Source organism: Kitasatospora acidiphila (assembly GCF_006636205.1).
Classification (GTDB): Bacteria; Actinomycetota; Actinomycetes; order Streptomycetales; family Streptomycetaceae; genus Kitasatospora; species Kitasatospora acidiphila.
Genome location: NZ_VIGB01000003.1, coordinates 6307537 through 6321755, shown reverse-complemented (window position 1 = coordinate 6321755; position 14219 = coordinate 6307537). Strand labels below are relative to the sequence as shown.

13 protein-coding genes and 1 pseudogene are annotated in these 14219 nt (G+C 74.1%); 7 read left to right on the top strand and 7 right to left on the bottom strand.

Annotated elements, in window-relative coordinates:
• Positions 1 to 125 precede the first annotated feature (125 nt).
• The gene (locus E6W39_RS42120; RefSeq protein WP_228718412.1) at positions 126 to 1820 is read right to left on the bottom strand and encodes a lanthionine synthetase C family protein; all 1695 of its coding nucleotides are present in this window, start codon (positions 1818 to 1820) and stop codon (positions 126 to 128) included.
• Positions 1820 to 2821 (bottom strand): annotated as a pseudogene (locus tag E6W39_RS42115) (class III lanthionine synthetase LanKC N-terminal domain-containing protein); the annotation flags it as partial. The pseudogene E6W39_RS42115 and the gene E6W39_RS42120, both read right to left, overlap by 1 nt.
• Positions 2822 to 3114: 293 nt before the next feature.
• Between E6W39_RS42115 and E6W39_RS29910 the strand changes: the two are divergent.
• On the top strand, positions 3115 to 3999 hold the full coding sequence (locus E6W39_RS29910) for a serine hydrolase domain-containing protein (protein ID WP_141636141.1): 885 nt from the start codon (positions 3115 to 3117) through the stop codon (positions 3997 to 3999).
• An 89-nt stretch (positions 4000 to 4088) separates the two neighbouring features.
• Here the strand turns inward: E6W39_RS29910 and E6W39_RS29905 are convergent, their stop codons facing one another.
• Both E6W39_RS29905 and E6W39_RS43740 read right to left on the bottom strand, forming a co-directional pair.
• Positions 4089 to 4670: a class I SAM-dependent methyltransferase gene (locus E6W39_RS29905; protein ID WP_323809105.1), complete on the bottom strand. Its 582-nt coding sequence runs from the start codon at positions 4668 to 4670 to the stop codon at positions 4089 to 4091.
• Positions 4652 to 4864 carry a hypothetical protein gene (locus tag E6W39_RS43740; RefSeq protein WP_323809104.1) on the bottom strand — a complete coding sequence of 71 codons (213 nt, stop codon included), beginning with the start codon at positions 4862 to 4864 and terminating at the stop codon, positions 4652 to 4654. The genes E6W39_RS29905 and E6W39_RS43740 overlap by 19 nt, the downstream gene beginning before the upstream one ends.
• Before the next feature lie 86 nt (positions 4865 to 4950).
• Here E6W39_RS43740 and E6W39_RS29900 point away from each other — a divergent pair, with 86 nt between their 5' ends.
• The 6 genes from E6W39_RS29900 to E6W39_RS29880 all read left to right on the top strand — a co-directional run bounded on the left by E6W39_RS29900 (position 4951) and on the right by E6W39_RS29880 (position 10513).
• Complete coding sequence (locus E6W39_RS29900; protein ID WP_141636140.1) at positions 4951 to 5601, top strand: HAD family hydrolase; 651 nt, start codon at positions 4951 to 4953, stop codon at positions 5599 to 5601.
• Positions 5602 to 5932: 331 nt separating this feature from the next.
• On the top strand, positions 5933 to 6088 hold the full coding sequence (locus E6W39_RS39835) for a hypothetical protein (protein WP_181799502.1): 156 nt from the start codon (positions 5933 to 5935) through the stop codon (positions 6086 to 6088).
• A gap of 158 nt (positions 6089 to 6246) precedes the next feature.
• Positions 6247 to 6888 carry a class I SAM-dependent methyltransferase gene (locus E6W39_RS29895; protein WP_141636139.1) on the top strand — a complete coding sequence of 214 codons (642 nt, stop codon included), beginning with the start codon at positions 6247 to 6249 and terminating at the stop codon, positions 6886 to 6888.
• Positions 6889 to 7532: 644 nt separating this feature from the next.
• Complete coding sequence (locus tag E6W39_RS43170) at positions 7533 to 8363, top strand: hypothetical protein (RefSeq protein ID WP_141636138.1); 831 nt, start codon at positions 7533 to 7535, stop codon at positions 8361 to 8363.
• Between the two features lie 6 nt (positions 8364 to 8369).
• Positions 8370 to 9356: an N-acetylmuramoyl-L-alanine amidase gene (locus E6W39_RS29885; RefSeq protein WP_181799501.1), complete on the top strand. Its 987-nt coding sequence runs from the start codon at positions 8370 to 8372 to the stop codon at positions 9354 to 9356.
• Between the two features lie 74 nt (positions 9357 to 9430).
• A complete protein-coding gene (locus E6W39_RS29880) occupies positions 9431 to 10513 on the top strand; it encodes a hypothetical protein (protein ID WP_141636137.1) in 1083 nt (360 codons plus the stop codon).
• A gap of 74 nt (positions 10514 to 10587) precedes the next feature.
• Here the strand turns inward: E6W39_RS29880 and E6W39_RS29875 are convergent, their stop codons facing one another.
• The 3 genes from E6W39_RS29875 to E6W39_RS29865 all read right to left on the bottom strand — a co-directional run bounded on the left by E6W39_RS29875 (position 10588) and on the right by E6W39_RS29865 (position 13818).
• Positions 10588 to 11667, bottom strand: coding sequence for a prenyltransferase/squalene oxidase repeat-containing protein (locus tag E6W39_RS29875; protein WP_141636136.1), 1080 nt, complete (start codon positions 11665 to 11667; stop codon positions 10588 to 10590).
• On the bottom strand, positions 11664 to 12398 hold the full coding sequence (locus E6W39_RS29870; RefSeq protein ID WP_141636135.1) for a class I SAM-dependent methyltransferase: 735 nt from the start codon (positions 12396 to 12398) through the stop codon (positions 11664 to 11666). The genes E6W39_RS29875 and E6W39_RS29870 overlap by 4 nt, the downstream gene beginning before the upstream one ends.
• Positions 12399 to 12489: 91 nt before the next feature.
• On the bottom strand, positions 12490 to 13818 hold the full coding sequence (locus E6W39_RS29865; protein ID WP_141636134.1) for a glycosyltransferase family 4 protein: 1329 nt from the start codon (positions 13816 to 13818) through the stop codon (positions 12490 to 12492).
• Between the last annotated feature and the right edge of the window lie 401 nt (positions 13819 to 14219).

Sequence of the window (14219 nt, the reverse complement as noted above, 5' to 3'; positions counted from 1 at the left end):
GTCACGGAGTCGTGGGCCTGCGCGGGCGCGGTCGGCACGCCCGCGCAGGCCCCGTGTTCCGCTACTTCTCGTCGCCCGGTGGGACGGCGCAGAAGTCACTGACCTCGAAGCTGCGGTGGCCGGTGTCACAGCACATCAGCGGCTCCAGCAACTCCTCGTAGGTTTCGGGCAGTTCCTGCAGTTCCAGAACCTGGGTGTCCATGGTTCGACTCTCCTCTCGGGGTGTACTTCTCTTCTGCCGACGGCCTCCCGACGGGTCGACCCGTGTCGACCAGCCACGAACGGTGGCCGCCGTGTCTGAGGCGGAGCAGGAAGTCCAGGACGCCGGCGAAGCCGACCTGGTAGCTCGCGCAGATGTCGCGCAGGGTGTCGTCCGGCACCACCAGCCGGCCCCCGCGATGCGCCGCCCTGACGAAGAGGCAGGTGGCGCTCTCCGCCGCCCACCCCCGGTACCGCTGCTCCCCCGTCGCCTCCGCCAGGTCGAGCAGCAGCTCCGCGTTGCCGGCCACGCCGTGGCAGTCGCCGGGGCCGAGCCGCCAGCGGTTCTGGTGGACGGCGACGCCGGCCCGCTCCGCATGGGCGCGGAACCGGTCGATCCCGGTCTGCTGCCAGAGGCGGACCAGGAAGGTGCCGATGCCCGAGCTGCCGTTGCACCAGAAGTCCAGGCCCATGCGCTCGGTGCGACCGGGGCCCTTCGGCCACTCGGCCCACTCACCCGCCGACTCCGCGACGGCGCAGAGCACCTGGCCGCCGCCGACCGCGATCTCCAGGAGCTCGGGCCGGGCCAGGTCGCGGCCGGCGGCAGCCAGGAAGGTGCCGAGCCCGGCGACCCCGTGCCCGAAGCCGTAGGAGCCGGCACCGGCCAGCTCGGAGCGGACCCCCTCGCCCAGCGGCCAGTCCACCCCGCCCTGCGCCTGCGAGCTCAGTCGCACCACCCGGTCCGCGCACTCCGATGCCCGCTCGGCGAAGCGCTGGTCGCCCGTCGCATGCCACAGGTGCAGCTGCGCGGTGCCGGCCCCGGCCAGGCCGTGGCAGACATCGGGGTTGTGCCAGTCGAGCGGAATGCGCAGCGCGTAGTCGACGGCCCGGCTCGCCAGTGCCTCGTCGCCGAGGGTGCGAGCGGCGTCGTACAGCGCCCACGCCGTGCCGGAGCGGCCGAAGTAGAGGCCGGGCAACGTCCTGCTGGGCCGCTCCAGGTGGCAGTCCAGCCAGTGCGCGGCGGTGCGCAGCGTCGGTTCGGCCACGCGGTGCCCGCAGCGGACGGCCCGGCCCAGCACGGCCAGCACGCCGGCCGCGCCCATCTGCACATTGCAGGCGTCGCCGTACGGCAGCGAGCGCGGGCGGGCCCACAGGTACTCGGCCGCCGGGTCGATGGTCTCCGCGAGCTGGGCGAGCCCGTCGGCCAGCAGCCGGTCGAGGTCGTCCCGGGCGAGCTCGGCGGCCGGTGGCACCGGCCCGTCTCGGGGCTCGGCCGCGAGGAATGAGGCGACCGCCGCCAGCGACCAGCGGTCGGCCGGCTCGGCGGTGAGCCCGAGGATCGCGGGGGCCAGCGCCCGCAGGGCCGGGAACTCGGGCAGTGCGGCCCGGACGATCGCCGCGATCCGCTCGCCGTCCGTCCGGGCGGCCGGGATGTCGGGGGTGAGCACGGGGTTGATGCCGGTGCTGACGTAGAGCAGGGTGGCGCCCAGGCTGTAGCAGTCGACCGCCGGGCCGGGCGCGGGCCGCGGCGGATCGTCCGGCTCGGCGGTGGCCAGGTACTCGGGGCGGTGAAGCCCCGGGTGCCGGCCACCCGGACCGGTTCGCCCGGGCGGGCGGCGCACTCCAGGTCGACCAGCACGGGTGTGTCGCCGGCCGCCATCATCACATTGCTCGGCTTGAAGTCCCGCAGCACGAACCCGGCTTCGTGCACCTCGCCGATCAGCCGTGCCAGCCGGCCCGCCAGTTGCCGGACGAGCCGCGCCGGCATCCGGCCGCCGGCCTGCCGCGCGCGGTCGACCGCCCACTGCTGCAGGGTGCCGCCATCGATCAACTCCTCCATCAGGAAGACGTGTTCGGCGGCGGTGAACACCTCGTGCACGGCAGGGGCGACACCCCGGGGTGCCAGGGCGCGCAGCACCTCGGCCTCATGGCGCAGCCAGTCCCGCGCGTCCCGCCCACTGGGGTCGGCGGCTACGTGGGGCCGGGCCTCCTTCAACAGGACCTCGGCGCCGGTCCGTTCGTCCCGGGCCCGGTAGACGCCGCCCCTGTTGGAGTGCCGGATGGCCTCCTTGACCAGATAGCGGTCGGCGAGGAGCACTGGTCCGCCGCGCCGCCGCCCCGCCGCACCCTCGGGCTCGGGCTGGTCGAACGGCAGCGGGACCCAGGGCGGCGGCGAGAACCACGCCTCCCGCCGGTCGGGCTCCGAACTGCCGTCGGGGGCGCGCAATCGGCCCTCGTAGAACCCCTCGTCGTTCAGCTCGTGCGGCCGGGCGAAGCAGCCGTAGCGGTAGTACACCGGGCTGTCGGGGTGGTAGCGCCGGTCGGAGAGGATCGCGGGGCCGTCCAAGCCGACCGTGGCCCGGTGCAGCTGCTCGGCGAGCAGCCGCAGCTGGTCGTCATCGGCCGGATAGGCGGTGAGGAACTTGCCCGACTGGCCGCGGACCGCCCGCACCGAGTTCAGCTCGGCGGCGACCTGCGGGGTGACGGCGAACTTGAACGCGCAGTCGTGCGCCACCAGCACCCGGGCCGCCGCCTCCAGCAGTCGGCACGCGACCCCCGGGGTCGCCGACAGGTGCAGCTTCCAGCCCTGGTCCCGGCGCACGTGTCGCGGAGGGGAGACCATGCACCAGGTCTCGTCCTCCTGAACCCGCCACTCGGCCGCGGGAGCCACCTCCCGGACAGCACGCTCGGCGATCGTCCGATAGCTCGGCGTCATAATCCCAGGGTGCCATCGTGACAAGGCGGGCGGGAGGGCCTGGCGGAAAAAATTCGAGTACGGACGAAACTCGGATTATCAGACCTCAAGGGTCGACTCCGGGCCGGCTCCGGGTTGATCCCGATACCCGGTGAGCTGACCTGCCGTCAGGCTGGTTCATGCCACCACGGACCGCACCCCCGAACCACCGGAGCCACCGCATGCAGCCGCTCGCCCGTCGCGCCGCCACCCTCGGCCTGGCCTGCACCGCCCTGATCGGCCTCACCGCCGGCGCCGGCACCCAGGCCTTCGCCGCAGGCGCCCCGGCCCCGACGCACCCGAACACGGCCACCGCCTGCCCGCCGCTCGACCCCACCGCCCTGCGGGCCGCCCTCCGCTACCGGTACCGCACCTTCGACGAGATCATCCAGTCCACCCTGCGCCCCGCCCACCGCCCCTGGCCCGGCCCGCACTTCGCCCCCGGCACCAAGCAGGAGTACAACTCCCTCGGCTTCCGGATCGCGGGCAAGCTGATCGAGCAGACCACCGGCCGCTCCTTCAGGGACGAGGTCACCGAGCGCGTCCTGACGCCGCTGCACCTCGAACAGACCTCGGTGCCTGAGGATGATCCGACCATGCCGCGCCCCTGTCTGCACGGCTATCTGACGGACAGCCACGGTGAGAACGTGGACGTCAGCGAGCAGGGCGGCGACCCGTCCAACATGATCTCCACCCCGGCCGACCTGGACCGCTTCCTCACCGCCCTGCTCCAGGGCCGTCTGCTGCCCGCCGCGCAGCAGCAGGAGCTGTTCACCCTGCCCAAGGACGGCCGGGGCAAGCCCGTGCCGTTCGTCAACGGCACCTCCTGCAACAAGCTGGCCTGCTTCGGCGCCGGCCTGATGTCCGTCCAACTGCCCGACGGGCAGCTGCTCTGGGGCAAGACCGGGCACGACCTCGGTTACGCCAACGGCATGTTCGCCAGCCGCGACCTGAGCGTCCGCGCCGTCTACTCGGTCTCCAACCTGAGCCTGGACTTCGCCGCCCCTGCTCCCCTGGCCAACCGGCTGCTGACGGCGGTCCTGGACCCGGCCGCCGCAACCGGCTGAGCGCGGGCAGCGGTTCGGCCCCGCCCGGGCGAGCGGACGGGCGGGCGAGCGGGCGGGGCCGAACCGGGCGGGACCGAACGGAGTGCGGATCAGGGAATCGCGCGGATCAGCACCAGCGAACCGTTGTAGCTGTCCTGGTGCCGCAGGGCGCCGTGGCGCTCGTCCCAGGCGCCGGAGCTCAGTTCGCGGCGGAACTTCTTGAGGTACTGCTCCCGCAGCTCCGGCTCGACGAAGCTCCACGCCGAGCAGGCCTGGCGGGCGCCCGGGTCCAACAGCCGCTCCGGGCGGGCGAAGTAGGCCTCGTTGAAGCCGTCGGTGCAGTCGGCCGGGATCGGCACCCGGTCCACCGCGACGGCACCGCCGAGGGTGTCGGAGATGGTGCTGATCGCGGGGTAGCGCCGGGCCTCGTGGTCGAGGACGTCCGGCGCGTACTGGTGCAGCCAGAAGTCCCGCACCAACGCGGGGTCGCAGGTCAGGATGACCACCGGACCGCGGGCGACGCGCCGCAGCTCGCGCAGTCCGGCCTTGACGTCGCTCCACTGGTGCACGGTGAAGGTGGCCAGCGCGGCGTCGAACGAGCCGTCCTCGAAAGGCAGTTGCTCGGCCGTGGCGTCAATGGCGGGCGCCAGGTGCTCGGGCCGCTGCTCCCGCATCACCTGGGACGGCTCCACCGCGGTGAACTCGAACGGCCCGGCCTCGTAGGACCCCGCCCCGCACCGACGTTGACAACGGTGCGGACCTCGCCCAGGGCCTGCTGGATGAGCTCCGCGATGCGCGGATCCGGCTGGCGGTAGTTGCTGTAGCCAGCACCGATGGAACCGTAGTCGGCGTCTCCGGCGCTTCCGTCCTTGAATTCGTTGGTCACGAGGCCAAACCTATCGACAAGCCCGCGCTGTGGGCAGGTCTATGACCGTTCAGGGCCATACATCAGGGAGTCGGTAGGCTGCCTTGATGGGCTATCAGTTAGTGATCTTCGACAATGACGGGGTGCTCGTCGACAGCGAGCCGACCGCGCACCGGATCCTCTCGGGCTATCTGACCGAACTCGGCTTCCCGACCACCCTCGAGGAGTCCTACCACCACTTCCTCGGCAACGCGGGTCGGACGGTCCACCAGGTGATCGCCGACCGCTACCAGGGCGTCCTGCCCGAGGACTTCACGGCGCGCTGCCACGACCGGGTCTTCGCCGCGTTCCGCGAGGGACTGGCCGCGACACCGGATGCCGCGGCGGTGCTGACCGAACTGCGGCAGCGCGGTGTGCCGTACTGCCTGGCGTCCTCCTCCGACCACGCCTGGATCGACCTCACCCTGGACCGGGCGGGGCTGCGTCCGCAGCTGCCGCGGGAGGTGGTGTTCAGCGCGCAGGACGTCGACGGCGTGGGCAAGCCCGCTCCGGACCTCTTCCTGCACGCGGCGGCCTCGCTCGGGGTGGCGCCGGGCGACTGCCTGGTGGTCGAGGACAGCCCCAACGGGGTGCGGGCCGCACGGGCCGCCGGCATGGACGTGATCGGCTACACCGCCCTGATGCCGCCTCAGCGGCTCGTCGATGCCGGGGCGACCGCGCTGATCGAGCGGCTGCCGGAGCTGCTCGACCGACTCTGAGACGAGTACGGCCCAGCCGGGGCCGGGGCCGGGCCGCGGGCGGGCGTCCCGGCAGACGTCAGGAGCGACGGCACCGACGTTCCGTGCCGCTGCGGGCGACACGCCGCGCCTGATCGTCCGCCAGGCGCGGGGGTGGATAGGCTTTGTCAGGGTCGGCCATTAGGGTGACCTACCAACGGGGCGAGATCGCTTCGGTGTGCCGCGGGTCGCCGCGCCGTACCGAGGCGGCATTTCCCTGTGCCAGGCCCGGTCACGGCGTACGGGCCCGGTCATGGCCGGCGGTGCCGCGCGGCACCACAGACCTTGCACCCACGCACGGAGAAGACGACAGATGTCCGAAACCCTCAACGACACCAGCGACCACGGCGCCGACGAGGCCAACTCGGAGGACGCCGCCCACGGCCGCCACCGCGGTCTGCTCGCCTCGGACGACAGCAGCGAGGCCGGCGGGCGCGGCCGCCACCGCATGGAGGCGACCGCGAACTGACGGCCGACGGCCGCCTGCGCGATCCCGGGCCCGATTCCGCCGCCGGCGGGGTCGGGCCCGTCCTCATGTCCGGGGCACCCAGCCGGCTACCGGCCGGTAATGCGGTGCGAGGATGTCCCCACCCCGTCCGCCCGATCCACCAGCGCAGGAGCAGCACCATGACCGAGACCCCCGCCCCGGCTCCCGAGGTGCTGGCGGCCTTCAGCGCCGCCGACGGCTTCATGCCGGTGGACGAGGGCCTGGCGCTGTACGCGGCCGCCGTCGAGGCCGCCGAGCGCACCGGCCTGCCGGTGCTGGAGATCGGCACCTACTGCGGCCGGTCGGCGATCCTGCTGGCCGACGCCGCCCGCCGCACCGGCACCGTCGCGCTGACCGTCGACCACCACCGCGGCTCCGAGGAGCAGCAGCCGGGCTGGGAGTACCACGACGACACGCTGGTCGACCCTGAGGTCGGCCTGATGGACACGCTGCCCCGGTTCCGCCGCACCCTGCACCGGGCCGGCCTGGAGCAGCACGTGATCGCCCTGGTGGGCCGCTCCCCGCAGGTGGCGGCGGTCTGGGGCGGCCGCCTCGCGCTGGTCTTCATCGACGGCGGGCACACCGACGAGCACGCCACCGGCGACTACGAGGGCTGGGTGCCGCACCTGGCCGAGGACGGCCTGCTGGTGGTGCACGACGTCTTCCCCGACCCCGCCGACGGCGGCCAGGCGCCGTACCGGGTGTACCTGCGGGCGCTGGCCGAGGGGTTCGAGGAGGTCTCGGTCACCGGTTCGCTGCGGGTGCTGCGCCGCACCGTCTGACACCGCCCGCTGACCGTGCGTGGTCCGTTACGGCGGATCGGCTCGATTTTTCCGGAGCCGATCCCCTCGGGACCTCGAACGGCCGGTACGGTGACGACGGGCACTCGCGGGGTCCGTACCGGCACCGACGGTCCGGACGGGACCGGCGGGCCGCCGCACCGCGCACCACTGACCACCAGCGACCACGGGCACGGCCGGACCTGAAGGCGGGGGCCACTGAGCATGACGGACCATCAGGGCGACATGACACCCGCGGTCTGGGATCCGGCCGCGAACGGCGGCGCGGGCGGCTGGGTGCGCCGTCCGGCGGCCGGCGGCGCGCCGCGGCCGACCGGGCCCACGCCGCCCGGGGGTGCGCCCGCCTCCCCGATGGCGCCGCAGCCACACGCCGGGGCGGTGGGCGACCAGGGTCCGATGCTGACCGCCCGTCCGTATCTGCAGGCCGGCCCGCCGCCGCCCGTGCCACCGGCCCCGCCCACGGCACCCCCGGGCGCCCCCGGCCAGGCCGCGCCGCAACCCGGCTACGGCTACCCGCCGCCGCGCACCCCCGCGCACCCGCCGACCGCCCCCTGCTGCCCCCGCCCCCCGGCGCACCGGGCGGCTACGGCTACCCCCCGGCCACCCCGCCGGACGCACCCACCGCGATGCTGCCCCCGGTCCCCGCCGGCTACCCCCCGCCGCCCCAGGCCCCGCCCGGCGGCGGTCTGGACCTGCCGGGCCGGTACGAGGAGGATCCGGACGACGATGACCGCCCGGCCCGCCGCCGCACCCCGCTGCTGGTCGGCGCCGGCCTGGTGCTGCTGCTGGCGGTGGGCGGCGGCGCTGTGCTGGCGATGCAGAACTCCGGTTCCGGCAGCCCGACCGCCAAGGCGGCTGCCCCGCCCACCACCGGTGCAACGGCGCCGAGCACGGGCGGCGCGCCGGCGTCCGGCTCGCCGTCGGCCACTGACAGCCCGAGCGCCGGCGCGTCCGACTCGGCCGGCGCCAGTGCGAGCGCGAGTGGCGGCGCGAACGCGCAGAGCGAGGCCCAGGCGCTGGACGGCCTGCTGACCCAGGGCGAGGCGGCCAAGGCCCCGATCGGCAGCGCGGTCGCCCAGGTGGCCAGCTGTCCCGCCAAGGCCGACATCGACGCCGCCGTGCAGACCTTCACCAGCGGCGCCGACCAGCGCGACAAGCTGGTCGCCCAGCTGGCCGTCCTCAATGTGGCCGACATCCCCGGCGGCGCCGACGCCGTGCAGAGCCTGAAGTCGGCCTGGCAGACGTCCGCGGACATCGACCGGGCGTACGCGGCCTGGGCGCAGTCGGTCAGCGCCGGCGGCTGCGGCAACGGCAACCAGGCGCCCGACACCGCGGACAAGCAGAAGGCCGACCAGCTCAACCCGCAGGCCACTCAGGCCAAGAAGGACTTCGTCGCCAAGTGGAACGCGCTGGCCGGCAGCTACGGCCTGGCCAGCCGGACCTGGGACAGGATCTGACAGCTCGTGAACCTCCGTACCACCCGGCCCACCCGTGACCGCACCGCCGCCCGCCCGGCCCGCGGCGCGCTGCTCGCCGCGCTCGGCCTGACCACGGCGCTCGCGCTCACCGGCTGCGGCGGCAGCAGCGCGGCCGCCGGTGCCGCCCCGGCGCCGACCACGCCCAGCAGCGCCAGCCCGAGCGCCTCCCCCAGCAGCACCGCCGCCGGCAGCGCCAGCCCGAGTGCCGCCGCGACCAGCGCGCCACCCGGCAGCGCCGGCCCCGGCAGTGCCGGCCCCAGCAGCACCGCGGACAAGCCGCTGGCCGGCCGCACCATCGCGCTCGACCCGGGCCACAACCCGAACAACGTCAACCACCCCACCGAGATCAACCAGCAGGTGGACGTCGGCAACGGGCACAAGGAGTGCGACACCACCGGCACCTCGACCGACGCGGGCTACACCGAGGCCGACTTCACCCTGGACGTCTCGCACCGGCTGCGCGACCTGCTGCAGGGCCTCGGCGCCACGGTGATCCTCACCCAGGACGGCGACCGCCCGTACGGCCCGTGCATCACCGAGCGCGCGGCGATCGGCAACGACGCGCACGCCGACGCCGCCATCTCGGTGCACGGGGACGGCGGACCGGCCTCCGGCAGCGGCTTCCACGTGATCGTGCCGGCCAAGGTGGTCGCCGGGCAGGCCGACACCACCGCGATCACCGAGCCCTCGCACCAGCTCGGCCTGCTGGTCCGCGACGACTTCCAGCGCGCCACCGGCGAGCAGTTCGCCGACTACATCGCCGACCAGGGCCTGGACACCCGTGACGACCTGGGCGGACTGAACCTGTCCAAGGTGCCCAAGGTGTTCATCGAATGCGGCAACATGCGCAACGCGGGCGACGCCGAACGGATGACGGATCCGCAGTGGCGGCAGAAGGCGGCCCAGGGCATCGCCGACGGGTTCACCGCCTTTCTGAGCCACGCCGGAGCCACGCCGAGCCCCACCGGCTGACCGGTTGGTACCGGGATCAGTAGAATCACAGGCCGTTACGCCGACACGACACACCAGCGAGGGGAACCGAAACCGTGAATCTGCGCGCTCTCACCAGGGGAGATGCCGCCGTCGCCGGTGCGGCCGTGCTTCTGCTCATCTCGTCCTTCCTGCCGTTCATCACGGCCGAGGCCTGCTACGAGGGCACCTGCAAGACCCTCAGCGGCCTGCCGGACAACGCCTGGTCCACCCAGCTGCTCCCGGTGCTGCCGTCGATCTACCTGCTGGGCATCGCCGCGGCGGTGCTGATCCTGCTGCAGCGGCTCCAGGGTGAGGCGGCGAAGACCCGGCAGATCCTGGGCCTGCGGCTGGACCAGTGGGGCAACGGGCTCGCGGTGGCCTCGCTGTGGACCGCGCTCTGGTCGCTGGGCAGCGGCTCCGGCAACCAGGACGTCACCTTCTCCCACTCCTGGGGCGCCTACCTGGGTCTGATCGCCACCGCGGTGCTGACCGGCGCGGCCGTCGCCGGGCCGCTGGTGCCGGCGCTCCAGGCGCCGCTGGTGAGCGACAAGCCGGCCGCCCCTGGCTTCCAGCAGGGCTTCCCCGGCCAGGGCTTCCCGCAGGCGGGCGGCTACGGCTACCCGGGTCAGCAGCACGCGCCCGGCCAGCAGTTCCCCGGCCAGCAGCCGGGCGGCTACGGTTTCCCGGCCCCGGATGCCGGCCAGGCCGGTGCGCCGGCTGCGTTCGGTCAGCAGCCCGGCCAGCAGCCGCAGTTCGGCCAGCCGGCCCCGGGCGTGGGTGCCCAGCCGCAGCCGCAGGACGCCTTCCCGGCCCCCGCTCCCGCTGCCGCTGCCGCCCCGGTGGCCGCCCAGGGCATCCCCGAGTCGGCCGCCGAGCAGACCGCCGTGCTGCCGCCGACCCTGGCCGCCGACCCGGCCCCGGCGGCCGCGGCACCCGCCCCGAGCGCTCCGGTCGCCGAGTTCGCCCCGTTCTGGTTCGCCGTTCCGGCACCGCGGTCGCTGGCCCCCAAGGACGGCTCGGCCGGTCCGCCGGTCGGCCAGCTGGTGCCCGGCACCTGGTACCTGGCGGTGGAGCAGCGCGGCACCGCCCTGGTGGCCCAGCTGCAGGACGGCACCCAGGGTGTGTTGGTGGACGTCACCGGCATCCAGCGCGGCTGACCGCAGCCGAGCTCAACTGCGAACGGCCCGGCGGGAGTTCTCCCGCCGGGCCGTTCGGGTTTTGCGCGCTGCGGTCAGCAGCAGCCTTGCACGGCAAGTCCGCCCGGCAGCTTGTCGGCGGCGAAGACGGCGCAGGTGGCGGGGTCGCCACCGAGCACGGCCACCGCGAGCAGCATCGAGCCGGCGGTCCAGGTGGTGTGCTCCTCGGGCCAGATGGCGTCGTCCTCGAAGACGTAGCCGGTCCAGTAGGAGCCGTCCTGGTTCCGCAGCCGGCGGATCCAGCGCAGGATGGTCGCGGCGTCCTCGTGCCGGCCCACCGCCCAGAGCGCGAGGGCGAGTTCGGCGCTCTCACCACCGGTCACCCAGGGCCGGTCGCTGACGCAGCGCACCCCGAGCCCGTCGACCACGAAGCGGTCCCAGTCGGCCGCCAGCCGGCGCTCGGCCGCGGCACCGCTCAGCGCGCCGCCGAGCACCGGGTAGTACCAGTCCATCGAGTAGCGGCCCTTGTCGAGGAACCGCTCGGGGTGCTCGGCCACCGCGTGCTGCAGCAGACCGGCCGCCAACTCCCAGTCGGGCTGGGGCTCCTGGCGGTGCTCGGCGATGGCGAGACCGCACCGCAGGGCGTGCAGGATGCTGGACGAGCCGGTCAGCAGCGCCTCCTGCGCGGGTGCGCCGTCCTCGTCCAGCCGCCAGGCTATCGGGCCGCCCGGCAGTTGCAGGCCCACCGTGAAGTCCAGCGCCCGGCGCACCACCGGCCACATCCGGTCCACGAAGGCGTCGTCGCCGGTGGTCAGGTAGTGGTGCCAACTGCCCACCGCCACATAGGCGCAGAAGTTGCTCTCGACCGCCCGGTTGCTGACGCCCGGGGCGCCGTCGCCGTAGTAGCCGGCGTACCAGGAGCCGTCCGGGTTCTGCTGCTCGGCCAGCCAGCGGTAGGCGCGGTCGGCGGCGGCGTGTTCGCCGGCCGCGTCCAGGGCCATCGCCGCCTCGGTGTGGTCCCACGGGTCGAGGTGACCGCCGGTGAACCACGGGATGCCGCCGTCGGGGCGCTGCTCGGCCAGGATCGAACGCACGGTGGCGGCGGCCTCGGCGGCGTCCAGCACGCCGGGCAGCAGCAGGGTCTCGGGGGCCGCCACGCCCTCGGGGATCGTCATTCGGCGGTCCGGTTGGGCTTGCTGGCGTAGGCGACGAAGCTCTTGCCGATCACCGGGTTGAGCGCGGCCTCGGCGGCCTTGGTGAGCTTGCTGATCACCGGGGTGCCGACGATGTCCCAGACCAGCAGCTGGTGGTAGGCCCGCACCGGCAGCGCCTTGTCGTTGTTGACGCCGACCGCGCACTTGATCCACCAGTACGGCGAGTGCAGGGCGTGGGCGTGGTGGGTGCCGTACGGCTTGAGGCCGGCGTCGCGCAGCTTGTCCAGCAGCTCGTCGCCGCGGTAGATCCGGATGTGGCCGCCCTCGACCTCGTGGTACTCGTCGGAGAGTGTCCAGCAGATCTTCTCCGGCAGCCAGCGCGGCACCGTGACGGCGAGCAGCCCGCCGGGCTTGAGCACCCGGAACATCTCGTTGAGGACGCCCTTGTCGTCCGGGATGTGCTCCATCACCTCGGAGATGATGATCTTGTCGAAGGACTCGTCCTCGAACGGCAGCGCCAGCGCGTTGCCCTCCATGGCCACCGCGCTCGCCCCCTCGGGCGCCTCGCCGGCCTCGGCCATCGCGGCGAACCACTTGCGGACCTCGGCGATCTCGTCGGCGTTCTGGTCCAGGGCCACCACGTTGGCGCCGCGGCGGTAGCACTCGAACGCGTGCCGGCCACCGCCGCAGCCCAGATCGAGCACCCGGTCGCCCGGGGCGAGTGGGAAGCGGGAGAAGTCGACGGTCAGCACTGCGGGACTCCCATTCGTTACGACGCCTTCGTTACGACGTCAAGCGGGGGTGACGGGTGATCAGGTGACGGAGGTTCACGGCCGCGGACGGTCAGACATAGCGCCAGCCCGGACCGGAGCGGGCCCGCTGCCCGACCCCGGTGGCGATCGCCGCCCGGTAGCAGTCGGCGGTGCGCTCGGCGGCCCGTTCCCAGGTGAAGCCGGCCAGCACCCGGGCCCGGCCGGCGGCCCCGAGCCTGGCCCGCAGCTCGGGATCGTCCAGCAGCCGGGCGAGCGCGCCGGCCAGCGCGTCCGCGTTCCCGGGCGGCACGGCCAGGCAGGTCTCGCCGTCCGGCCCGGCCACCTCGGGGATCGCCCCGCCGGTACTGGCCACCAGCGGGGTGCCGGTGGCCATCGCCTCGGCGGCCGGCAGCGAGAACCCCTCGTAGAGCGAGGGCACGCAGGCCACCTCGGCGGACCGGTAGAGGTCGACCAGCTCCTGGTCGCTCAGCCCGCTGCGGAACTCGATGTGCCGCTCCAGCCCGAACCGCTTCACCGCGTCCGCGACCGGGCCCTCGCCCTGCTTCTTGCACACCACCACCAGATGCGCGTCACGCTCGGTGCGCACCTTGGCGAGCGCCTCCACCAGGTACACCAGCCCCTTGAGCGGCACGTCCGCGCTGGAGGTGGTGACGATCCGTCCGGGCACCACGGGCACCGCGTCGGACGGCGACCAGAGCCGGGTGTCGGCGCCGATCGGCACCACCTGGATGCTGCCCGGCGCGGTACCCAGCTGGTCGACGATGTCGGCCTTGGAGCTGCCGGACACCGTGATCACATGGTCGAGGCGGGCCGCGACCCGGCGCTGCATCCGGGTGAAGGCGTACCAGCGGCGCAACGACAGCCGGCGGGCCCGGGTCCCGGCGGCCGCCAGCTCCAGCCGGCGGTCCTCGGTGACCGGGTGGTGCACCGTGGTGACCAGCGGGAAGCCGTGCCGGGCCAGGCCCAGCAGGCCGTAGCCGAGGGTCTGGTTGTCGTGCACCACGTCGTAGCGGCCACGGTGCCTGGCCAGGTACTGCCGGGCCCGCAGCGAGAAGGTGAGCGGCTCCGGGAACCCGCCGGTCCACATGGTGGCGACCTCCAACGCGTCCACCGGGCCGCGCAGCTCGGCGGCCTTGGGGGTGCGGAACGGGTCGTCGGCCCGGTACAGGTCCAGGCTGGGCAGCTTCACCAGGCGCACCTTGCCGGGGCTGGTGTCCTCGCCTGCGTCGAGCACGGGGTAGGGCTGGGCGCCGATCACGTCGACGTGGTGACCGAGCCGGGCCAGCTCCCGGGACAGGTGGCGGACGTACACACCCTGGCCACCGCAGAACGGGTCACCGCGGTAGGAGAGCAGCGCGATCCGCAGCGGCTGGTCGGCGGTGGGTGGCTGCCCCGTCATGGTCGGCCCCTTCTTGCCCACGCCCACCGGGCCGAGCGTGTGAACTCCAGAGACCCTGAAGATTACCGGCCCGTAGCTTGTGCTTCGCAGGGCGGGCTGGTGATTCACACCACGCCAGGCCGGGGGCAGTGGTACGGCAGCGCCTGCGGGGCGGCGGGGGCTGGTGGGGGGCGCTGGGACGGCACGGGCGCGGGGGGCTGCGGGGGCGCCGGCACGGGGGGCTGCGGCGGGTCTGGGACGGCGACTCGCGGCGTCCTGCGGCGGCCCGCGTGGGCCTGCGGCGGCGGTGACGACGGCCCGCAAGGGCCCTGAAGCGGATCCCGGAACGGCGACTCGCGGGGCCCCGGCGGACGGCCCGCGGGGGGCTGCGGGGGCGCCGGCACGACGGCTCGCGGGGCTCT